A 15,374-nucleotide genomic window follows, 5' to 3' on the forward strand; every position below is an offset into this window, starting at 1 on the left:
ATGATTACGCGTAGAGACATTATGATTGGCGCGGGAGCGCTTGGCGTGGCCGGCGTGCTCGGCAAGGTCGCGGTGCCAGCCAATGCGCAGGGCAAGAAGTCACTCGTGCTCGCGTCGATGGGACCCGTCACCGGCAATTGGGATCCGACTTCCCACACGACCCTTGGTCAGGGCAATTTCGAAAAGTTCGTTTTCAACGCCCTGACGCGCGCCCCGATGCGGGACGGCGAGGCTGACTTGCTCGAACCCGCGCTGGCGGAAAGCTGGAAGCTAATCGACACCAACACCTTCGAATTCAAGCTGCGCGACGGCGTGAAGTTTCACGACGGCAAGGAATTCAGCGCCGAGGACGTCAAGGCGACGCTCGAATACTCCTGCGACCCGGCCCGCCCGGCGGCTTCCTTTTGCCCCGGAAAGGTCGATGTCGAAATTGTCGATCGCCTTACGGTGCGACTGCACACCGAGAAGCACGGCTATCCGGCATCGGCATGGTGGTTCATTTCCAGCGTGATCCCGATCCTCTCGGCGAAGGATGTCGCTGATCCGAAGATTCTCCAAAAGCGTCCGAACGGCACTAACGCCTTCAAATATGTCGAGACTAACGGCGACAAGAACGTTCTGCATGCCTATGACGACTTCTTCGGCGGACGTCCGAAGATCGACGAGGTCGTCTACGCCTATGTTCCGGATGCTAATACCCGGGTTCTCGGCCTCTTGAACGGCCAGTACCACATCGCCGAGCGGCTCGAGCCGGAACAGTACGCATCGCTCGCCGGAAATCCTAAGGTTACCACCCGCAAGGGTCTTACGACCGAGAACAAATATCTACACTTTCGCTGTAACAAAGCCCCGTTCGACGATCCGCGCATCCGACTGGCGGCATGCCACTCGATCGATCGCAAGCAGATCCTCGAACTGATGGGCGAAGCAGCGCTCGAATCGAGCTGTTACGTCTCGCCGATGAAGTTCGGTTTCACAGACGTCAAGGGGTATCCGGACTACAATCCAGAGGAAGCGCAGCGTTTGCTGGCCGAGGCCGGCTTCCCGAACGGGGCAGGGTTGCCGCAACTCGAATACATAACTTCGATCGGCTTCTATCCCAAGACCAAGGAGTATGGCGAGTTGATCGCAGCGATGCTCCAGGAGCAAGGCTTCAACGTCCAGATGACGGTGCTCGAACCGGCGGCCTGGGAAGTGGCAATCTATCGCCGCGCTGACGGCCAGGGCCAAGGCCATATGTGCGACGTCGGCTGGATGACGCCGTCCCCGGAGCCTGATCTCGTCCTGCGGCCGAACTGGCATTCCAGCGCGGCCCTAATCTCGGGCATCAACGATCCCGAGATCGACGCTGTCCTGGACAAGGAGCGCAACGCGCCCAATCCGGAACAGCGGCTGAAGATCCTCACCGAAGAAACCTTCCCGACGATGGCCAAAAAAGTCCCGAGCTTCTCACTGTTCTCTGCGCTCACCTTCCACGGCGCCGCCAAGAACCTCGAAGGCGCCGTCTATCTGCCTTACGGGCCGATCGACCTGTCGAAGGCGGATCTTGTCTAACCTTTGGTCTAGCAGCGTCGTCATCCGGCGGCGCTGCTCCTTCGTGAGCCTGCCGCAATGCTTTTCGCCATAGACTTTTTCGTTCGCCGTCTCGCACAAGGCGTGATTATCGTGGCGGGCATCGCCCTGTTGATCTTCACCCTGCTGCGCGTGGTGCCCGGCGACCCTGTGCGGCTGATGCTCGGCCCGATGGTTTCGCAATCCGTGGCGGAGCAGACGGCCAAGGAGCTCGGCCTGCGGGATCCGATAATCGTCCAATTCGGACGGTATATGACCCAGATCGTCCGCGGCGATTTCGGCCGATCCTTCGTGCGCAGCGCCCAGGGCGGCAGCACTGGAGGTTCACGCGGCGAATCGACCTTCGATGCCAGCAACCGGGCACCGGTCATCGAGCTGATCGGCGCAACCCTACCCTACAGTTTGCTGCTGGCGGGTCTTGCTTTCTTGATCTCCCTGGCGATAGCGGTTCCGCTCGGCATATGGGCCGGCCTCAACGCTGGGAAGGCGCCGGACCGGTTCGCGCTCTACCTGAGTTCGGTGCTCGTCTCTCTGCCGAATGTCTGGCTCGGACTGGTATTCATCTATTTGTTGTCGGCCAAGACGGGCTGGCTGCCTGCAATCGGCTACGAGAACTGGACATATGCGATCCTGCCGGCCTTGGTTCTGGCGGTGGAACTAATACCGATCATCGTCCGGTCTCTCTCGGTTTCGGTCTCCTCCAACCTCCTCGAGCCCTATGTTTATGTTGGCCAGATCCGGGGGCTGACACGACGGCGCATGATCTCGGCGCATGTTCTGCGTAACTCCGGCATACCCCTTCTGAACGTGTTGGGCATCCAGGCGGTCGGCCTGATCCTCGGCTCGCTCTTCGTCGTCGAATACCTTTTCAACTATCCCGGGATCGGCCTGCTCATGATCAATGCGGTGTTCCAGCGCGATTTCCCGATCATCCAGGCGATCGCGATCTTCGCCTGCGCCGGGCTCGTCGGTGTGAACATCCTCGTCGATTTCGCTTCGACCACGATCGACAGAAGGCTCCAGTACTGATGTCCGAACAAACCATCGTCGACGCGGACGTCAGCGTTCCCCCAAAAGCCCGAAGCCTCGGCGCTAATATCTTCCTTCAGGCTTTCAAGACGCCGGAATTCCGGGTCGGGGCAGTCATTTTCATCGCCGTGATCCTGCTCTCGGTAGCCGCGCCGAGCCTGCTCGGACTTTCTGCGACGAAGTTCAATGTCGGCCTGAAGTTCTCGCCCCCCTGGCCTGCCGAAGGCTCGGTTTGGCCTCACGTGATCGGCACCGATCAGCTCGGCCGCGACCTGTTCGCGCGTTCGCTGATCGGCCTGCGGAACGCGCTGATGATCGGTATTACGAGCGTGGTGGGCATGTTCGTGCTCGGCTCGGCCGTCGGGATGTTGGCCGGCTATGTCGGTGGCTGGACCAATCTGATCCTGATGCGCATCACCGATGCCCAGATGTCGATTCCGGTGATCATCCTGGCCATCACCATCCTCGGCGTGACGCGGCCGACGCCGCTGACTGTCATCCTCGTCTTCATCCTCGCGGGATGGCCCGGCTACGCTCGCGTGGCGCGCAGCGTCACCATGTCGGAACGGCGCAAGGAATATGTGCGCGCGGCCAAGATCCTGGGCGCATCGGACCTCCGCATATTGCTGGTGCATATCGCGCCTAACATCTTGCCGCCGATCGCGTTCGTCGCCGTGCTCGACGTCGCGCGCATGATGATCTTCGAAGCCATCCTTGGCTTCATCGGCATCGGCATCCAACCGCCCACGCCTACATTCGGGACGATCATCGCAGACGGCACCAAGTATCTCCTAAATGCGTGGTGGATCACCACCATTCCAGGCCTGCTGTTGGCGATATCCCTGTGCAGCATCAACCTCATGGGCGGTGCCCTTGAGCGCTCCCGCAACAAGCTACTCCAGGGTGTCCTATGAGGAGGGAGAGTGTCAGCATTATCGAGGTTTCGGGCCTGTCGGTCGATCTAGCGCTGCCAGGCGGCGCAAGGCGCGCTGTTCTTCGGGACGTCAACCTCTCGGTTTCCCAAGACGAGGTCCTCGGCATCATCGGTGAAAGCGGCTCGGGTAAGACGGTCTTGTCGCGCGCACTCGTCAACTGGATAAGCCCGCCGCTGGTCGTGACGGGCGGGACGATTGCCTACCATGGCCGCAACCTGTTCGATCTCGCGCCCGCCGAAATGCAGAGACTGCGAGGACGCAAGGTCGCCTATATAGGCTCCGACCCCGGCAGCGCGCTCGATCCGACGATCCCGGTCGGACAGCAGATCATCGAGAAGCTGCGCGCGGTCGAGCCAGGCATTTCGACGGCGGAAGCAAAGGCGCGCGTGCTTCGTGTCCTCGACGCGGTCCGCATTCCTTCGCCAGCGCAGCGCTTCCAAGAATTTCCTTTCCAGTTCAGCGGCGGGATGATGCAACGCGTGCTGATCGTCGATGCCCTGGTCACCAACCCCGACCTGCTCGTCGCCGACAACATCACCCAGCCGCTCGACGTGACCGTCGCTGCCCAGATTCTTCGCCTGCTGAGGGATCTCCAGCGCGATTTCCGCACGGCGGTCATCTTCGTCTCCTCGGCGCTCGGTGTCGTTAACGAAATCGCAGACAACGTCCTCGTGCTCGCCGATGGCCGCGTGGTCGAGTGCCAGCAGACCCGTAAACTGATTGACGAACCCCAGCACAACTATACGCGCAACCTCATCAAGAGCGTGCCGCGCATCTGGGGCGCCGAGCAGGTCACCGCCGCGCCGGCCTTAGCCAAGGACGACACACGCGAAATCATCCTTTCGGTCCGCGACGTCTACCGTTCCTACGCAACCAAGGACCGTGAGCGGCTGTTTGCGTATCGGGTCGTCCAGGCCGTCCGGGGCGTCTCCTTCGACGTCTATAAAGGCGATAATCTCGGCATCGTCGGCGAATCCGGTTGCGGGAAGTCGACGCTTTCGCGTCTACTCAGCCGCCTCGAAGCACCCAATCGCGGCGAGATACTGTTCAAGGGCCAGGACATCGCGCATCTCGGCCGAAAGAAACTGCTTGATCTGCGCCGCCGATTCCAGCTGCTGCTGCAGGATCCCTACAACGCCATCCCACCACATCTGGCCATTGGCCGGACGATCGCCGAACCGCTGCGCATCCATGGCGGAATGAGCGCCAAGGAGATCGGCGAGAAGGTCGCTTACACGATGAACGAAGTGGGGTTGCGCCCCGAGCTGACGGACAAACTGCCGGTAGGGCTCAGTGCGGGCCAGCGGCAACGCGTCAACATCGCCCGCGCCATGGTGCTGGACCCGGAACTCCTGATCCTCGATGAGACGCTGTCGGCACTCGACCAAGTGGAACAGGGCAAGCTGCTCGATCTTTTCGAGCGCCTGCAGGCCCGCCACGGCATGACCTACATCTATATCTCGCACGATCTGAGCATGGTGCGCCGCGTCTGCAACCGCGTGGCCGTGATGTATCTCGGTCGCATCGCCGAACTCGCCGGCAACGAGGCGACATTCTTCGATTCCGGCCATCCCTACACGCGGGCACTGCTCAGTGCCGTTCCGGCCATCGAGCACAAGCCCTACGACACAGCGACCTATCTCCTGGAAGGCGAGCCGCCGGACCCCATCGACATACCTTCCGGCTGCACCTTCCGAACACGCTGCCCGTTCGCTTTTGACCGCTGCATAACGGAGGATCCGGCGCTGCTGAAACGAAGCGACGAGGATTATGCGGCATGCCATCTCGTCGAGGCCGGCCTGTCGGCGCCAAAGCTGATGCCGGCGGTCGATCTGAGCGGCCCGTAACGGCGGCGCAGTCCCTGACCGCGCCGGCCCCCTGGCCCCGGCGCGGTGCCCCGCAATCCCGATGAGGCAGGCGTATCATGGAATTCGACTATATTGTCGTAGGTTCGGGCAGTGCGGGTTCACCGCTCACCGCCAGGCTTGTCGAAAAGGGTGCGAGCGTCCTTCTCCTCGAAGCGGGCAAGCGCGAGAAGCTCCACCTGACGCGCGTACCGGCCGCGCTCATGTATACGATCGGTAACAACCGGTACGACTGGAACTACGTCACCGAGCCCGATCCGAGCCGTAACGGACTGCAGGAGGCCTGGCCGCGCGGGCGGGTTCCGGGTGGTTCGTCGGCCATCAACGGGATGATCTTCATTCGTGGCGCGGCCGCCGACTACGACGCTTGGGAGGCGTTGGGAAATAAGGGCTGGGGCTGGAACTCCGTGCTTCCCTATTTCCGCAGGATGGAGACGGCGGACGATGACAAGGACAACTCGCATCGCGGCGGAATGGGGCCGCTCCGGGTCTCGTCGCTGCGCTGGAAACACCCAATATCCGAGAAATTTATCGACAGCTTCGTCAATGCCGGCGTGCCCCGCAACCCGGACCTGAACGGGAGTTCGCATGAAGGGGTCGCTTGGAACCAAGGCTCCACGATCGGGGGCGTGCGCCACTCGGCGTTCGACGCCTTCGTTCTCCCCCGCCTCAGGGACAAGAAGCTGACCTTCATGGACGACGCGCTGGTCGAGCGCATCGTCATGGACGGCAAGCGGGCGACCGGAGTTGACATTATTCGCGGCGGCCGGTCGATCCGCGCCAAGGCGCGCCGGGGCGTGGTGCTGTCTGCCGGCTCGATCAATTCGCCCCAGCTCCTCATGCTTTCGGGAATCGGCGATCCGGCCGAACTGGGTCGCCACGGCATCGATGTTCGCGTCGCGAGCTCCGACGTCGGCCGCAACCTGATGGAGCATCCGGGGCTCTACGTCAGGGCGGAGATGAACACGAAAACCGGCAACGCTTACGCGACGCCTCTGGGCCGGGTTCGCGCAGTCGCCGAATGGGTGCTGTCGCGCAGTGGCGTGTTGAGCGTGCCGACCGCGCAGGTGCTCGCCTTCCTCAAATCCACACCCGAGCAGGAGGTGCCCGACCTCCAATTCCACCTCTTCCCGTTCGGCTATTTCAGCGAAAGCGGACGCCTGCGCGTCCCCACGCGCAATCTCGTCACCATTCTGGCGAACGTGAATTACCCCAAGAGTACTGGCCGTCTGGAACTACGCAGCAGCGATCCGCGCACGCCGCTCGCAATCTATCCGCGGCTCCTCGACCACCCCGACGACCTCGACTGCGTTCTGCGGGGACTGGCCTGGATTCGCCGCCTTGCTTCGACGCCGCCATTCGGAAACCATGTGCGCGAGCTGATCGACGTGCCGCCCGAGCGGGCGGGCCGCGAAGCCGAGGAGCAGTATGTGCGCAAGGCGACGGTTCCCTTCCTGCATCCGGTCGGAACCTGCCGGATGGGCGTCGACAAAAAAGCGGTGGTGACGCCGGAATTGCGGGTGCGCGGCACCGAGGGGCTTTGGGTGGCGGATGCCTCGATCTTTCCGCGCCACATCGCGGGCAACACCAACGCGACCGCCATCATGATCGGCGAGCGGGCGGCGGATCTTATCCATCCCTGATCGGCAAGCAACAGGAGCCAGACGGGCAATGACCAGGAATTTCAACCACAATTTCATCGGCGGCAGGCGCGTCGACCCGCTCGGACCGGCGTCCATCGAAGTTCGTTCGCCCTATGACGGCAGTCTGGTCGGCACGGTTCCGGCGGCCGCACAGGTGGACATCGACCTTGCCGTCGACGTGGCGCGCAAGGCGTTCGACGAAGGGCCATGGCCGCGCATGCCGGTAGCCGAGCGCATCGCGATCATCCGCAAATTCACCGACCTCTACGAGTTGCGGTCCACGGAATTTGCCGGACTGGTCACGGCAGAAATGGGCGCTCCCGCTTGGTTCGCCGCGGCGATCCAGTCCCTGATCCGCGATCAGGGCCAGGCTTATCTGACCGCGGCCGAACACTATCCCTGGGAAGTGAAGCGCGAGGGCTTCCCGAAAGGGACGTCGATCTGGATCCGCGAGCCAGTCGGCGTGGTTGCGGCCATCATCCCGTGGAATGCACCGCATCAGGTCGCGCTAGCGAAACTCTTTCCGGCTCTGCTTGCCGGCTGCACGGTGATTCTGAAATTGGCGCCGGAGACGGCGATCGACGGCCAATATCTGGGCGAACTTTTCAGCGAGGCCGGGCTTCCTGAAGGCGTGTTGAGCATCCTGGTCGCGCACCGCGAGGAAAGCGAACATCTGGTCACGCATCCCGGAGTGGACAAGATCGGCTTTACCGGGTCGACCGTGGCCGGGCGCAGGATCGCTAGCCTCGCCGGGGAGCAGTTGAAGCGGGTGAGTTTGGAATTGGGCGGCAAGTCCGCTGCAATCATACTCGACGACGCGGACATCGGACAGACGGTCGAGGCCTTGCGTTACCGGTCGTTTCCGAACAATGGGCAGGTGTGCGTCGCGCAGACGCGTATACTGGTTTCGCGTCAGCGCCACGATGCCTTTGTCGATGCGCTCGTGGACAACGTCGAACGCATGCCGATCGGCGATCCTGCCGCCCCCGGCACGTTCCTCGGCCCGGTCGTTACGGAGCGGCAGCGGCAGCGCATCAGCGACTACATCAACTCCGGGCTAGAAAGCGGCGCGGACCTGGCCGTTGGCGGTCTGGGGCTGCCCGAAGGCATCAATCACGGCCTTTTCGTCAAGCCTACCGTCTTCGCCAATGTGCACAACAAGTCGCGCATTGCCCAAGAAGAGATCTTCGGGCCGGTCGTCTGCGTCATACCCTATGACGGCCTGGACGATGCTGTGCGGCTCGCCAATGACACGGCCTACGGTCTTTCAGGTTCGGTCTGGACCACCGATGCCGATACCGGTCTGGCAATCGCGCGTCGTATCCGCACCGGGGGGCTGACAATCAACAACGCGGCCCCTGATCTGCTGTCGCCCTTCGGTGGCTTCAAGCAAAGCGGCATTGGACGGGAATTCGGCCCGGAAGCCATCAACCACTATGTTGAGCACAAGACCGTTGCCGTCTGAACAGGGGGATTCCATGAGCAACAGTCCCCGAGTATGGGAACATGTCGACGGCCTGGCCGGGCGCTTCATCGAACTGAGCGATAAGGTCTGGGAAACGCCCGAGCTGAACTATCAGGAATACCGTTCGTCAGGCGAGCATCTTCGCATGCTTCGCGAACATGGATTCCGCGTTGAAACCGGCCTCGCCGGCATGCCGACTGCCATCATGGGCGAGGCGGGGGAAGGTGGCCCGGTGATCGCCTTCCTCGGCGAGTTCGATGCCCTGCCGGGGCTGAGCCAAGAGGCCGGCGCGACCGAGTATCGGCCTTTTGCCCGAGATGAACCCGGGCACGGCTGCGGCCACAACCTGCTCGGTGCCGGAGCAATGCTCGCCGCAACGGCGGTCAAGGACTGGCTGGCCGCGAACAATCTGCCGGGGCGCGTGCGCTATTATGGCTGCCCCGCGGAGGAAGGCGGGGCAGGCAAGGCGTTTATGGTGCGCGACGGCATCTTCGCGGATGTGGACGCGGCAATATCCTGGCATCCGTTCGCATTCGCGGGAGTGATGGAGCCTGTCGCGCTCGCCTACGCCATACTCGACTTCTCCTTCACCGGGCGATCAGCCCATGCAGCTGGCTCACCGCACCTTGGGCGCAGCGCGCTCGATGCCGTCGAGTTGATGAGTGTTGGCGTCAACTATCTGCGCGAGCACATTCCGACCGATTGCCGGGTCCACTATGCCTATCTCGATTCCGGAGGCCCGGCGCCAAACGTCGTGCAGGCGTCAGCGGTGGTGCGCTACATCGTGCGGTCGCCGCGTGCGGCCGAGGTGCTGATGCTGATCGAGCGCGTCAGGCGCATTGCCGAAGGCGCGGCGCTGATGAGCGAAACGCCGGTGGAGCCGCGCCTCGTCTGCGCCATGAACAGCCTGCTCGGCAACCGCGTGCTTGAGGACCTGATGGCGCGGAATTTCGAAATACTCGGGCCCCCCGTATTCGACGAAAAGGACGAGGCGTTTGCCCAGCAGATACAGGGCACGCTGACGAAGGAGCACGTACAGTCCGCCTACGCGATGTTCGGGCTCGAGCCGGGCAACACGGCCCTGTGCAATCGAATCGTCCGCACGGGTTCGGGCGGCAAGCAGATGCTCGGCTCCACGGACGTCGGCGATGTCAGTTGGGCCATTCCCACCGTCCAGGCCTACGGGGCGACGCTCGCAATCGGCACGCCGCTCCACACATGGCAGGTGACGGCTCAAGGCAAATCCCCCCATGCGCAAAAAGGCATGATTCATGTGTCGAGGGTCATGGCGGCGACGGGAGTGGATTTGTTCGGCAACCCCGACCTGCTGGCCCAAGCGAAGAAGGAACATGCATCCAGGCTGGCGCACGATCCGGTCGTGCGCATCTTGCCGCCCGATCTTATGCCTCCGCTCGACGGGTAGCGCTCAAATGTACGTACATCTACGCCACGCGCCTTCTTCTACGGCCTCGCCGCCGCTCTCGGCGCAGTGATGGCGTTGCGGAAAGACATTCGACCTAGGGAGCAAGGTATGAGTTCGCGAGCGCCGGTTTCGGCTGATGATCTTCTTTCCGGACTGAAGGGGCAGCGAGTACTGGTTACCGCCGGTGCGGGGGGGATCGGTTTCGCCATAGCCGAGACCTTGTCCCGGCTGGGTGCTCGGATCGCCATCTGTGATGTCTCTGACGAAGCGCTCGTGACGGCCTCCAGGAAGCTCGACCCTGAAGTAGCTGAGCTGGCTGACGTCTCGAGCGAGCAGGACGTTGATCGGCTCTTCACTGCGGTCTCAGGCAAATTCGGGGGCCTGGATGCGCTAATCAACAATGCCGGCGTCGCAGGACCTACGGGAGCGGTGGAGGATATTAATCTGGACGACTGGCGGCGTTGCCTGGAGATTGGCCTTACCGGACAGTTCCTCTGCGCGCGGCGGGCCGTACCAATGCTGAAGGCAGCTGGCGGAGGCTCGATCGTCTCCATGTCTTCCGCGGCAGGTCGTCACGGCTATGCGTACCGCACGCCCTATTCCGCTGCCAAGTTCGGCGTCATCGGCTTCACTCAGAGCCTGGCTAAGGAACTCGGCCAGAGCGGCATCCGGGTCAACGCAATCCTGCCGGGAATAATCGAGGGGCCGCGCATCGAGAGCGTCATCTCGGCGCGAGCACAGCAGCTAGGCATCAGCCATGAGGAGATGACTGGCCACTACCTGAAGAACATCTCGCTGCGCCGCATGACCAGCCCTTACGATGTGGCGACAGTGGTCGCTTTCCTCCTTTCGGACGCCGGGCACAACATTTCCGGTCAGTCGCTCGGCGTCGACGGTAATGTTGAGACGCTCTAGAAGGTCGTCATCATGGTAAGAATAGCGATCATCGGAAATGGGCCGTGGTGCGAGCATGGGCGATCAGTTTCGCCCGTGCCGGGCACCACATCCGGATGTGGGACAGACGGCGGCCACGGAAGGCGCGCGGGATTATATTGGAGTTCAACGACCTCGCTGGAAACGACCCGTTACGCGGCCCCTGGTCGAGCCAGGTGCTCGCCCGTATCGTCGCCGGCTTCCAATCTAGTTCAGGACACGCCGGAGAAGCGGGATGACAAGTGGAAGGTGTTTTTAAAGATCTATGAACTGGCTCGCCCGGGCGCCGTGATCGCCAGTTCCACCTCGGCGCTTCTGCCCGCTGATGGCGCTTGCCGCCCACAAGACAAAATCCCCGGAGGAGTTTGAAATGAGTGAAACCAACCGCAAGTCGAGCGGATTTGTCGCCAAGGGTAAAGTCATTATCGCCTGCGCGGTAACGGGGGCGATCCACACGCCGACCATGTCGCCCTACCTGCCGATCACGCCCGACCAGATCGCCGCGGAGGCAATAGCGGCTGCAAGCGCGGGTGCCGCGATCCTCCACTTGCACGCGCGCGATCCCGAAACTGGCAAGCCCGACCAGACGCCGGAGGCGTTCGCAAAATTCCTACCGCTCATCAAGCAGGACACCAGTTCCGCGATCAACATCACCACCGGCGGCAGCCCCTACATGAAGGTCGAGGAGCGCGTGCGGCCCGCCGCCCAGTTCAAGCCCGAAGTCGCCTCGCTGAACATGGGTTCGATCAACTTTGGGCTCTACCACCTCGCCGACAAATACGAGACCTTCAAGTTCGACTGGGAAAAGCCACATCTGGAAGCAACGCGCGACCTCGTCTTCCGCAACTCGTTCAGGGACATCGAGTACATTCTAGCGACTTGCTACGACAATGGCACACGCTTCGAGTTTGAGTGCTACGACATCGCCCATCTCTACAACCTTTCCCACTTCGCCGACCGCGGGTTGGTGAAGCCGCCGTTCTTCGTGCAGTCGGTGTTCGGGCTGCTCGGCGGCATCGGCACGCATCCGGAAGACGTGGCGCATATGAAGCGTACCGCCGACCGGCTGTTCGGCGACCAGTTCCGCTGGTCGGTGCTCGGCGCCGGCGCCAGCCAGTTGCGCATCGCCGCGCAGTCGGCAGCGCTTGGCGGCAACATCCGAGTCGGGCTGGAGGACAGTCTGTGGGCCGGCAAGGGCCGGCTGGCAACGTCGAACGCCGAACAGGTGATGCTGGCCCGCAAAATCATCGAGGGGCTCGGCATGGAGGTGGCGACGCCCGACGAGACGCGCCAGATTCTTCAGCTGAAAGGCGGCGATCAGGTGGCTTTCTGATGAGCATTGGGGCCGGAACAAGATTTGCTTTCCCAGACACGCTAAGGTCGAACGAAGCACGAACATCTGTTTGTCCCCTGGAAACGCCCAGCCTGGCGCCAGTGTCGATACGTTTGCCGAGAAGCTTGGTCGCCATCGCTCGACGATTTTCGGCAGGATGGCGCGCAACAAGTTCGAAGATCGGGGCTTTCAACCTAGCGACGTTGAGCTTGCACTCTTAAGCCGTTGATTTATCTACAGAACAGACAGTTCCATAAGATAGATTCTGCGACTTTCTGTTGTAGGCGCAAAGTAAGTCAGACTATCCAAGCTCGGATGTAAGCCCATACGTGACCGCCGAGGCGCTCGTAGAAGAGCACGCGGATGACGCAAGTCGTAATAACCAATCTGACGATGGAAACGACGACGAGAACAGCGACGAATAGGACGGTCGTGTCTCGTCGGGCCTAGTTCCGGGGCAGTTTGTGGATTTCCAGCCGGACCGGCCCGCCACGATCGCAACTCGTGCAGAGAAGCGCTCGCTCAACCGTGCTGAATAGCGCGTCCTTGCCGTATCGGCGGATCAGCGCCGCCGCCTTCACCTCGGCGTGATGGGAGCAATTCTTGCACCACGCCCGCAGCTTGTGCCATTCGCGCAGATCCCCGAGCGCGACGTCGAGACCGGCGTGAATGCTGCCATCGATAATCGTCTGTGGCGGGATTTTCACATCGCCAGGCGTGATGATCTTTTCCATGACGTGGCGGCTGTTGAAGTGGATTAGCAGCATGCCCGGCCGGCGCCGGATCGCTGCCTGCCAAGCCGCCTGGCTGACCATCGCGTCCGGCGATCGAGATATTGTTTCGAGGTGGGTCTTTTCCTCTCGGTCCCATACCTCGATGCGGAAATTGTCTTCGGCCGTGTCTGCCATTCAGGATCGCGCCCTATGCCCTCCGCGAGAGAAGCCGTTGGAAATTGCCACGCGCGACAGCGCGAGCTCACGTTCGAGTTCCACGTTCCTGGCCAGAACATTCTGCAGCGCAATCACGGGATCACCGCCGGCCGCAGCGATGGCCTGCTGCGCCGCCATTTCAAATTCCGACATAGCTTCGCCACTCGGCGCGTTCTGGCGCTTTCGCATAGCCTTTCCTGCTCAGATCGCCTTGAGGAATAAGGAACATATTCCTGGTCGGTCAAGAGGCTCTTGACAATTTTGTTCCTATTTTGTTCACTGTCGCTCATGGCCGACGAAGTCAGATTGCCCGAGCCCGATTACGCCACTCCGGCGGGAGTACAGCACCAGGCTTGCGAGCACGGCGGATGCACCAAGGATGCGGGATGGGGCTTTGCCAAGCCGAAGCATGCCCCGGACTGGTTCTGCTTTGAGCATGGGGACGAAGGAGAGAAATTCCTTTAAGGAACAAGCGATGTCTCGTGATCAATTCGTGCATGAACTGGAAAGCGCCGCCGATCAGATCGCAGACGCTTCGCGAGCCGATTTGCAAGTAATGCTACGGAGAGCCGCGCTACTGCTCAGAAACGTCGGCGGGCTCAGTCTCGACCCCCGGACCGACGAGGTACTGAGCGGCCTAGCTGCTGAGATGGGTAAGGCGAAGCTGGATCTGGTGGATACGATCATCGCCGAGTGGCTGGTGGCTAATGCCTATCTGCCGGTGCCGCACCAGTTGGACGAAGAGAGCACGGTGGACGGCAACGCATGATTAATGCACCAAGGCACGATTGCGAGTACGCCGATCGCGAGGTCGATTGTCAGGAGGCGATGGAGCCCGGCTTTCAAGCCATCGTCGACTGCATGCTTGAGGTAGGCTGGACGCGTGGCGAGGTGATGCGCGCGCTGCGCCGGCTGATCGCGGCCGACAACATGACCCAGAAAGAGAATGCGAAGGTCGAGGCAGAGTTGGCGATTGCCAGAGCAATGATCCGGGCGGGCAAGTCGCTCTAGATGCTGACCGTGGCTTCAACTTTCTTCGCGGAAATCCTGCAGCGAAGCGTGACGCAAGTCCTCTTCGCCGCGCAAATGCTTTACGCGGCCGATGATACCCGGCTTTACCCATTGCGTTGCCGGCCGCTTCATGCCCTTCGGCGCCGGCCCAGCATGCTCCTGAACGCGCTTCCATAAGCGCTCGCGGATTGCCCGGCTCGAATTGATGAAGGCTGAGCCGACATACTGTCCCGTCTTGCGATCGGCCATCAGCGCGAACGCCGGCTTGCCTGGCTCTCGTTCGACGCCTAGCAGCTCGTATTCCTCGACCGTATAGCATTTCGCCTTCAGCCAGTTCGTTGATTGGCCGCTGCGATATTTGCTGTCCCTGCGCTTCGAGACCGTGCCTTCCATGCCGGCCTCGTCGATCAGGTGGAAGATAGCGCTGGCCTCCCCTGGTAGCGCCTGGCTGAATTGGATGCGCTGCCCCTCGGGGATCATCTCGGAAAGGATTTCGCGACGGTCTTCCAGCGGCATGTCGCGCAGATCGTGGCCGTTGACGTGCAGGAGATCGAAGGCGACGAAATAGAGGTCATGTTGCCGGCGGGTGATTGCCTTGCGCAGAGCGCCGAAGTCAGACAGCCCGGCATCGTCCAGCACGATGATCTCGCCGTCGATGATGGCGCTTTCCACCTCAAGCTCGTCGGCCGCCTTGGCGAGGTCGCGGTATTTCGCCGTCCAGTCGAGACCGCGCCGCGTGAAGATGCGCACGCCGCCCACGTCCTTGATCATCTGCGATCGGTAGCCGTCGAACTTGACCTCGTGAATCCAGCCGTCGCCCTCGGGAGGCTTCTCAACCAAGGTCGGCATCAGCGGCTCAATGAACTTCAAACGCATGCACTGGACTCGTGGAACGGCGATTCAATCAGCTTTAGCTAAAATAGTTCCGGAACATTTAGCATGGCCGGATGTTGCAGCCCGCATGACGAAGCTATCTGACCTTGGCCCCCCGATTCCTGGCAAACTGCATGAAGGGCGGCAGATCGACGAGCACCTTCACTTCTACAACTGCCCTGCATGTGGCCAGCCGGTCGACCAACGCGATCTGCGCCAAGTCTTCTGGCATGAGCGGCCTGGTCATGAGCCGCTTGAACCGGAACCCGAGGCCAAGATCCTCAAATTCCCAAAGCGACGGCCGAGCAATAGAAAAGCCGGCTCGAGCTAGCGGCCCCTTCCTTCGTTCGCATGTTTCGCTGA

General features: G+C 61.8%; 15 protein-coding genes. 12 read left to right on the plus strand and 3 right to left on the minus strand.

Translation table 11 applies throughout. The features are described from left to right. The first annotated feature begins 21 nt into the window (after nt 1-21). From FJ970_RS31140 to FJ970_RS31180, 9 genes are all read left to right on the plus strand, one after another. Nucleotides 22-1,554: an ABC transporter substrate-binding protein gene (locus FJ970_RS31140; RefSeq protein ID WP_415752069.1), complete on the plus strand. Its 1,533-nt coding sequence runs from the start codon at nt 22-24 to the stop codon at nt 1,552-1,554. Nucleotides 1,555-1,611: 57 nt separating this feature from the next. After that, on the plus strand, nt 1,612-2,601 hold the full coding sequence (locus FJ970_RS31145) for an ABC transporter permease (RefSeq protein WP_140758365.1): 990 nt from the start codon (nt 1,612-1,614) through the stop codon (nt 2,599-2,601). Further along, a complete protein-coding gene (locus tag FJ970_RS31150; protein ID WP_140758364.1) occupies nt 2,601-3,515 on the plus strand; it encodes an ABC transporter permease in 915 nt (304 codons plus the stop codon). Before FJ970_RS31145 ends, FJ970_RS31150 begins: the two co-directional genes overlap by 1 nt. Beyond that, entirely contained in the window at nt 3,512-5,383 is a 1,872-nt protein-coding gene (locus FJ970_RS31155; RefSeq protein WP_140758363.1) for an ABC transporter ATP-binding protein, read from the plus strand. Before FJ970_RS31150 ends, FJ970_RS31155 begins: the two co-directional genes overlap by 4 nt. Before the next feature lie 77 nt (nt 5,384-5,460). Beyond that, nucleotides 5,461-7,044, plus strand: coding sequence for a GMC family oxidoreductase (locus tag FJ970_RS31160; protein WP_140758362.1), 1,584 nt, complete (start codon nt 5,461-5,463; stop codon nt 7,042-7,044). 28 nt (nt 7,045-7,072) lie between these two features. Beyond that, complete coding sequence (locus FJ970_RS31165) at nt 7,073-8,509, plus strand: aldehyde dehydrogenase (protein WP_140758361.1); 1,437 nt, start codon at nt 7,073-7,075, stop codon at nt 8,507-8,509. A gap of 13 nt (nt 8,510-8,522) precedes the next feature. Next, nucleotides 8,523-9,932, plus strand: a complete 1,410-nt coding sequence (locus FJ970_RS31170; protein WP_140758454.1) for a M20 family metallopeptidase — start codon at nt 8,523-8,525, stop codon at nt 9,930-9,932. Between the two features lie 108 nt (nt 9,933-10,040). Then, the gene (locus FJ970_RS31175; protein WP_140758360.1) at nt 10,041-10,847 is read left to right on the plus strand and encodes an SDR family oxidoreductase; all 807 of its coding nucleotides are present in this window, start codon (nt 10,041-10,043) and stop codon (nt 10,845-10,847) included. A gap of 388 nt (nt 10,848-11,235) precedes the next feature. Beyond that, the gene (locus tag FJ970_RS31180; RefSeq protein WP_140758359.1) at nt 11,236-12,198 is read left to right on the plus strand and encodes a 3-keto-5-aminohexanoate cleavage protein; all 963 of its coding nucleotides are present in this window, start codon (nt 11,236-11,238) and stop codon (nt 12,196-12,198) included. A gap of 446 nt (nt 12,199-12,644) precedes the next feature. On the opposite strand, the gene FJ970_RS31185 is transcribed toward FJ970_RS31180, so the two are convergent. After that, complete coding sequence (locus FJ970_RS31185) at nt 12,645-13,013, minus strand: hypothetical protein (protein WP_227792300.1); 369 nt, start codon at nt 13,011-13,013, stop codon at nt 12,645-12,647. A gap of 93 nt (nt 13,014-13,106) precedes the next feature. Then, nucleotides 13,107-13,280: a hypothetical protein gene (locus FJ970_RS31190; protein ID WP_227792302.1), complete on the minus strand. Its 174-nt coding sequence runs from the start codon at nt 13,278-13,280 to the stop codon at nt 13,107-13,109. Between the two features lie 322 nt (nt 13,281-13,602). On the opposite strand from FJ970_RS31190, the gene FJ970_RS31195 reads away from it, so the two are divergent. Next, nucleotides 13,603-13,896, plus strand: a complete 294-nt coding sequence (locus FJ970_RS31195; RefSeq protein ID WP_140758355.1) for a hypothetical protein — start codon at nt 13,603-13,605, stop codon at nt 13,894-13,896. Further along, entirely contained in the window at nt 13,893-14,138 is a 246-nt protein-coding gene (locus FJ970_RS31200; protein WP_140758354.1) for a hypothetical protein, read from the plus strand. The genes FJ970_RS31195 and FJ970_RS31200 overlap by 4 nt, the downstream gene beginning before the upstream one ends. A 15-nt stretch (nt 14,139-14,153) precedes the next feature. Here the strand turns inward: FJ970_RS31200 and FJ970_RS31205 are convergent, their stop codons facing one another. Continuing rightward, nucleotides 14,154-15,014: an ATP-dependent DNA ligase gene (locus tag FJ970_RS31205; RefSeq protein ID WP_140758353.1), complete on the minus strand. Its 861-nt coding sequence runs from the start codon at nt 15,012-15,014 to the stop codon at nt 14,154-14,156. Between FJ970_RS31205 and FJ970_RS31210 the strand changes: the two genes are divergently transcribed. Continuing rightward, a complete protein-coding gene (locus FJ970_RS31210; protein ID WP_227792304.1) occupies nt 14,998-15,342 on the plus strand; it encodes a hypothetical protein in 345 nt (114 codons plus the stop codon). The genes FJ970_RS31205 and FJ970_RS31210 overlap by 17 nt on opposite strands. The last annotated feature ends 32 nt before the right edge of the window (nt 15,343-15,374 follow it).

Origin of the sequence: Mesorhizobium sp. B2-1-8 (assembly GCF_006442545.2) — a bacterium.
In the GTDB taxonomy this organism is placed as follows: Bacteria; Pseudomonadota; Alphaproteobacteria; order Rhizobiales; family Rhizobiaceae; genus Mesorhizobium.

Excerpts from the sequence above, each read along its gene's own strand:
- FJ970_RS31140 (WP_415752069.1), top strand. The coding sequence starts at position 22 with ATGATTGGCGCGGGAGCGCTTGGCGTGGCCGGCGTGCTCGGCAAGGTC.
- FJ970_RS31145 (WP_140758365.1), top strand. The coding sequence starts at position 1,612 with ATGCTTTTCGCCATAGACTTTTTCGTTCGCCGTCTCGCACAAGGCGTG.
- FJ970_RS31150 (WP_140758364.1), top strand. The coding sequence starts at position 2,601 with ATGTCCGAACAAACCATCGTCGACGCGGACGTCAGCGTTCCCCCAAAA.
- FJ970_RS31155 (WP_140758363.1), top strand. The coding sequence starts at position 3,512 with ATGAGGAGGGAGAGTGTCAGCATTATCGAGGTTTCGGGCCTGTCGGTC.
- FJ970_RS31160 (WP_140758362.1), top strand. The coding sequence starts at position 5,461 with ATGGAATTCGACTATATTGTCGTAGGTTCGGGCAGTGCGGGTTCACCG.
- FJ970_RS31165 (WP_140758361.1), top strand. The coding sequence starts at position 7,073 with ATGACCAGGAATTTCAACCACAATTTCATCGGCGGCAGGCGCGTCGAC.
- FJ970_RS31170 (WP_140758454.1), top strand. The coding sequence starts at position 8,523 with ATGAGCAACAGTCCCCGAGTATGGGAACATGTCGACGGCCTGGCCGGG.
- FJ970_RS31175 (WP_140758360.1), top strand. The coding sequence starts at position 10,041 with ATGAGTTCGCGAGCGCCGGTTTCGGCTGATGATCTTCTTTCCGGACTG.
- FJ970_RS31180 (WP_140758359.1), top strand. The coding sequence starts at position 11,236 with ATGAGTGAAACCAACCGCAAGTCGAGCGGATTTGTCGCCAAGGGTAAA.
- FJ970_RS31185 (WP_227792300.1), bottom strand. The coding sequence starts at position 13,013 with ATGGTCAGCCAGGCGGCTTGGCAGGCAGCGATCCGGCGCCGGCCGGGC.
- FJ970_RS31190 (WP_227792302.1), bottom strand. The coding sequence starts at position 13,280 with ATGTCGGAATTTGAAATGGCGGCGCAGCAGGCCATCGCTGCGGCCGGC.
- FJ970_RS31195 (WP_140758355.1), top strand. The coding sequence starts at position 13,603 with ATGTCTCGTGATCAATTCGTGCATGAACTGGAAAGCGCCGCCGATCAG.
- FJ970_RS31200 (WP_140758354.1), top strand. The coding sequence starts at position 13,893 with ATGATTAATGCACCAAGGCACGATTGCGAGTACGCCGATCGCGAGGTC.
- FJ970_RS31210 (WP_227792304.1), top strand. The coding sequence starts at position 14,998 with ATGAACTTCAAACGCATGCACTGGACTCGTGGAACGGCGATTCAATCA.
- FJ970_RS31205 (WP_140758353.1), bottom strand. The coding sequence starts at position 15,014 with ATGCGTTTGAAGTTCATTGAGCCGCTGATGCCGACCTTGGTTGAGAAG.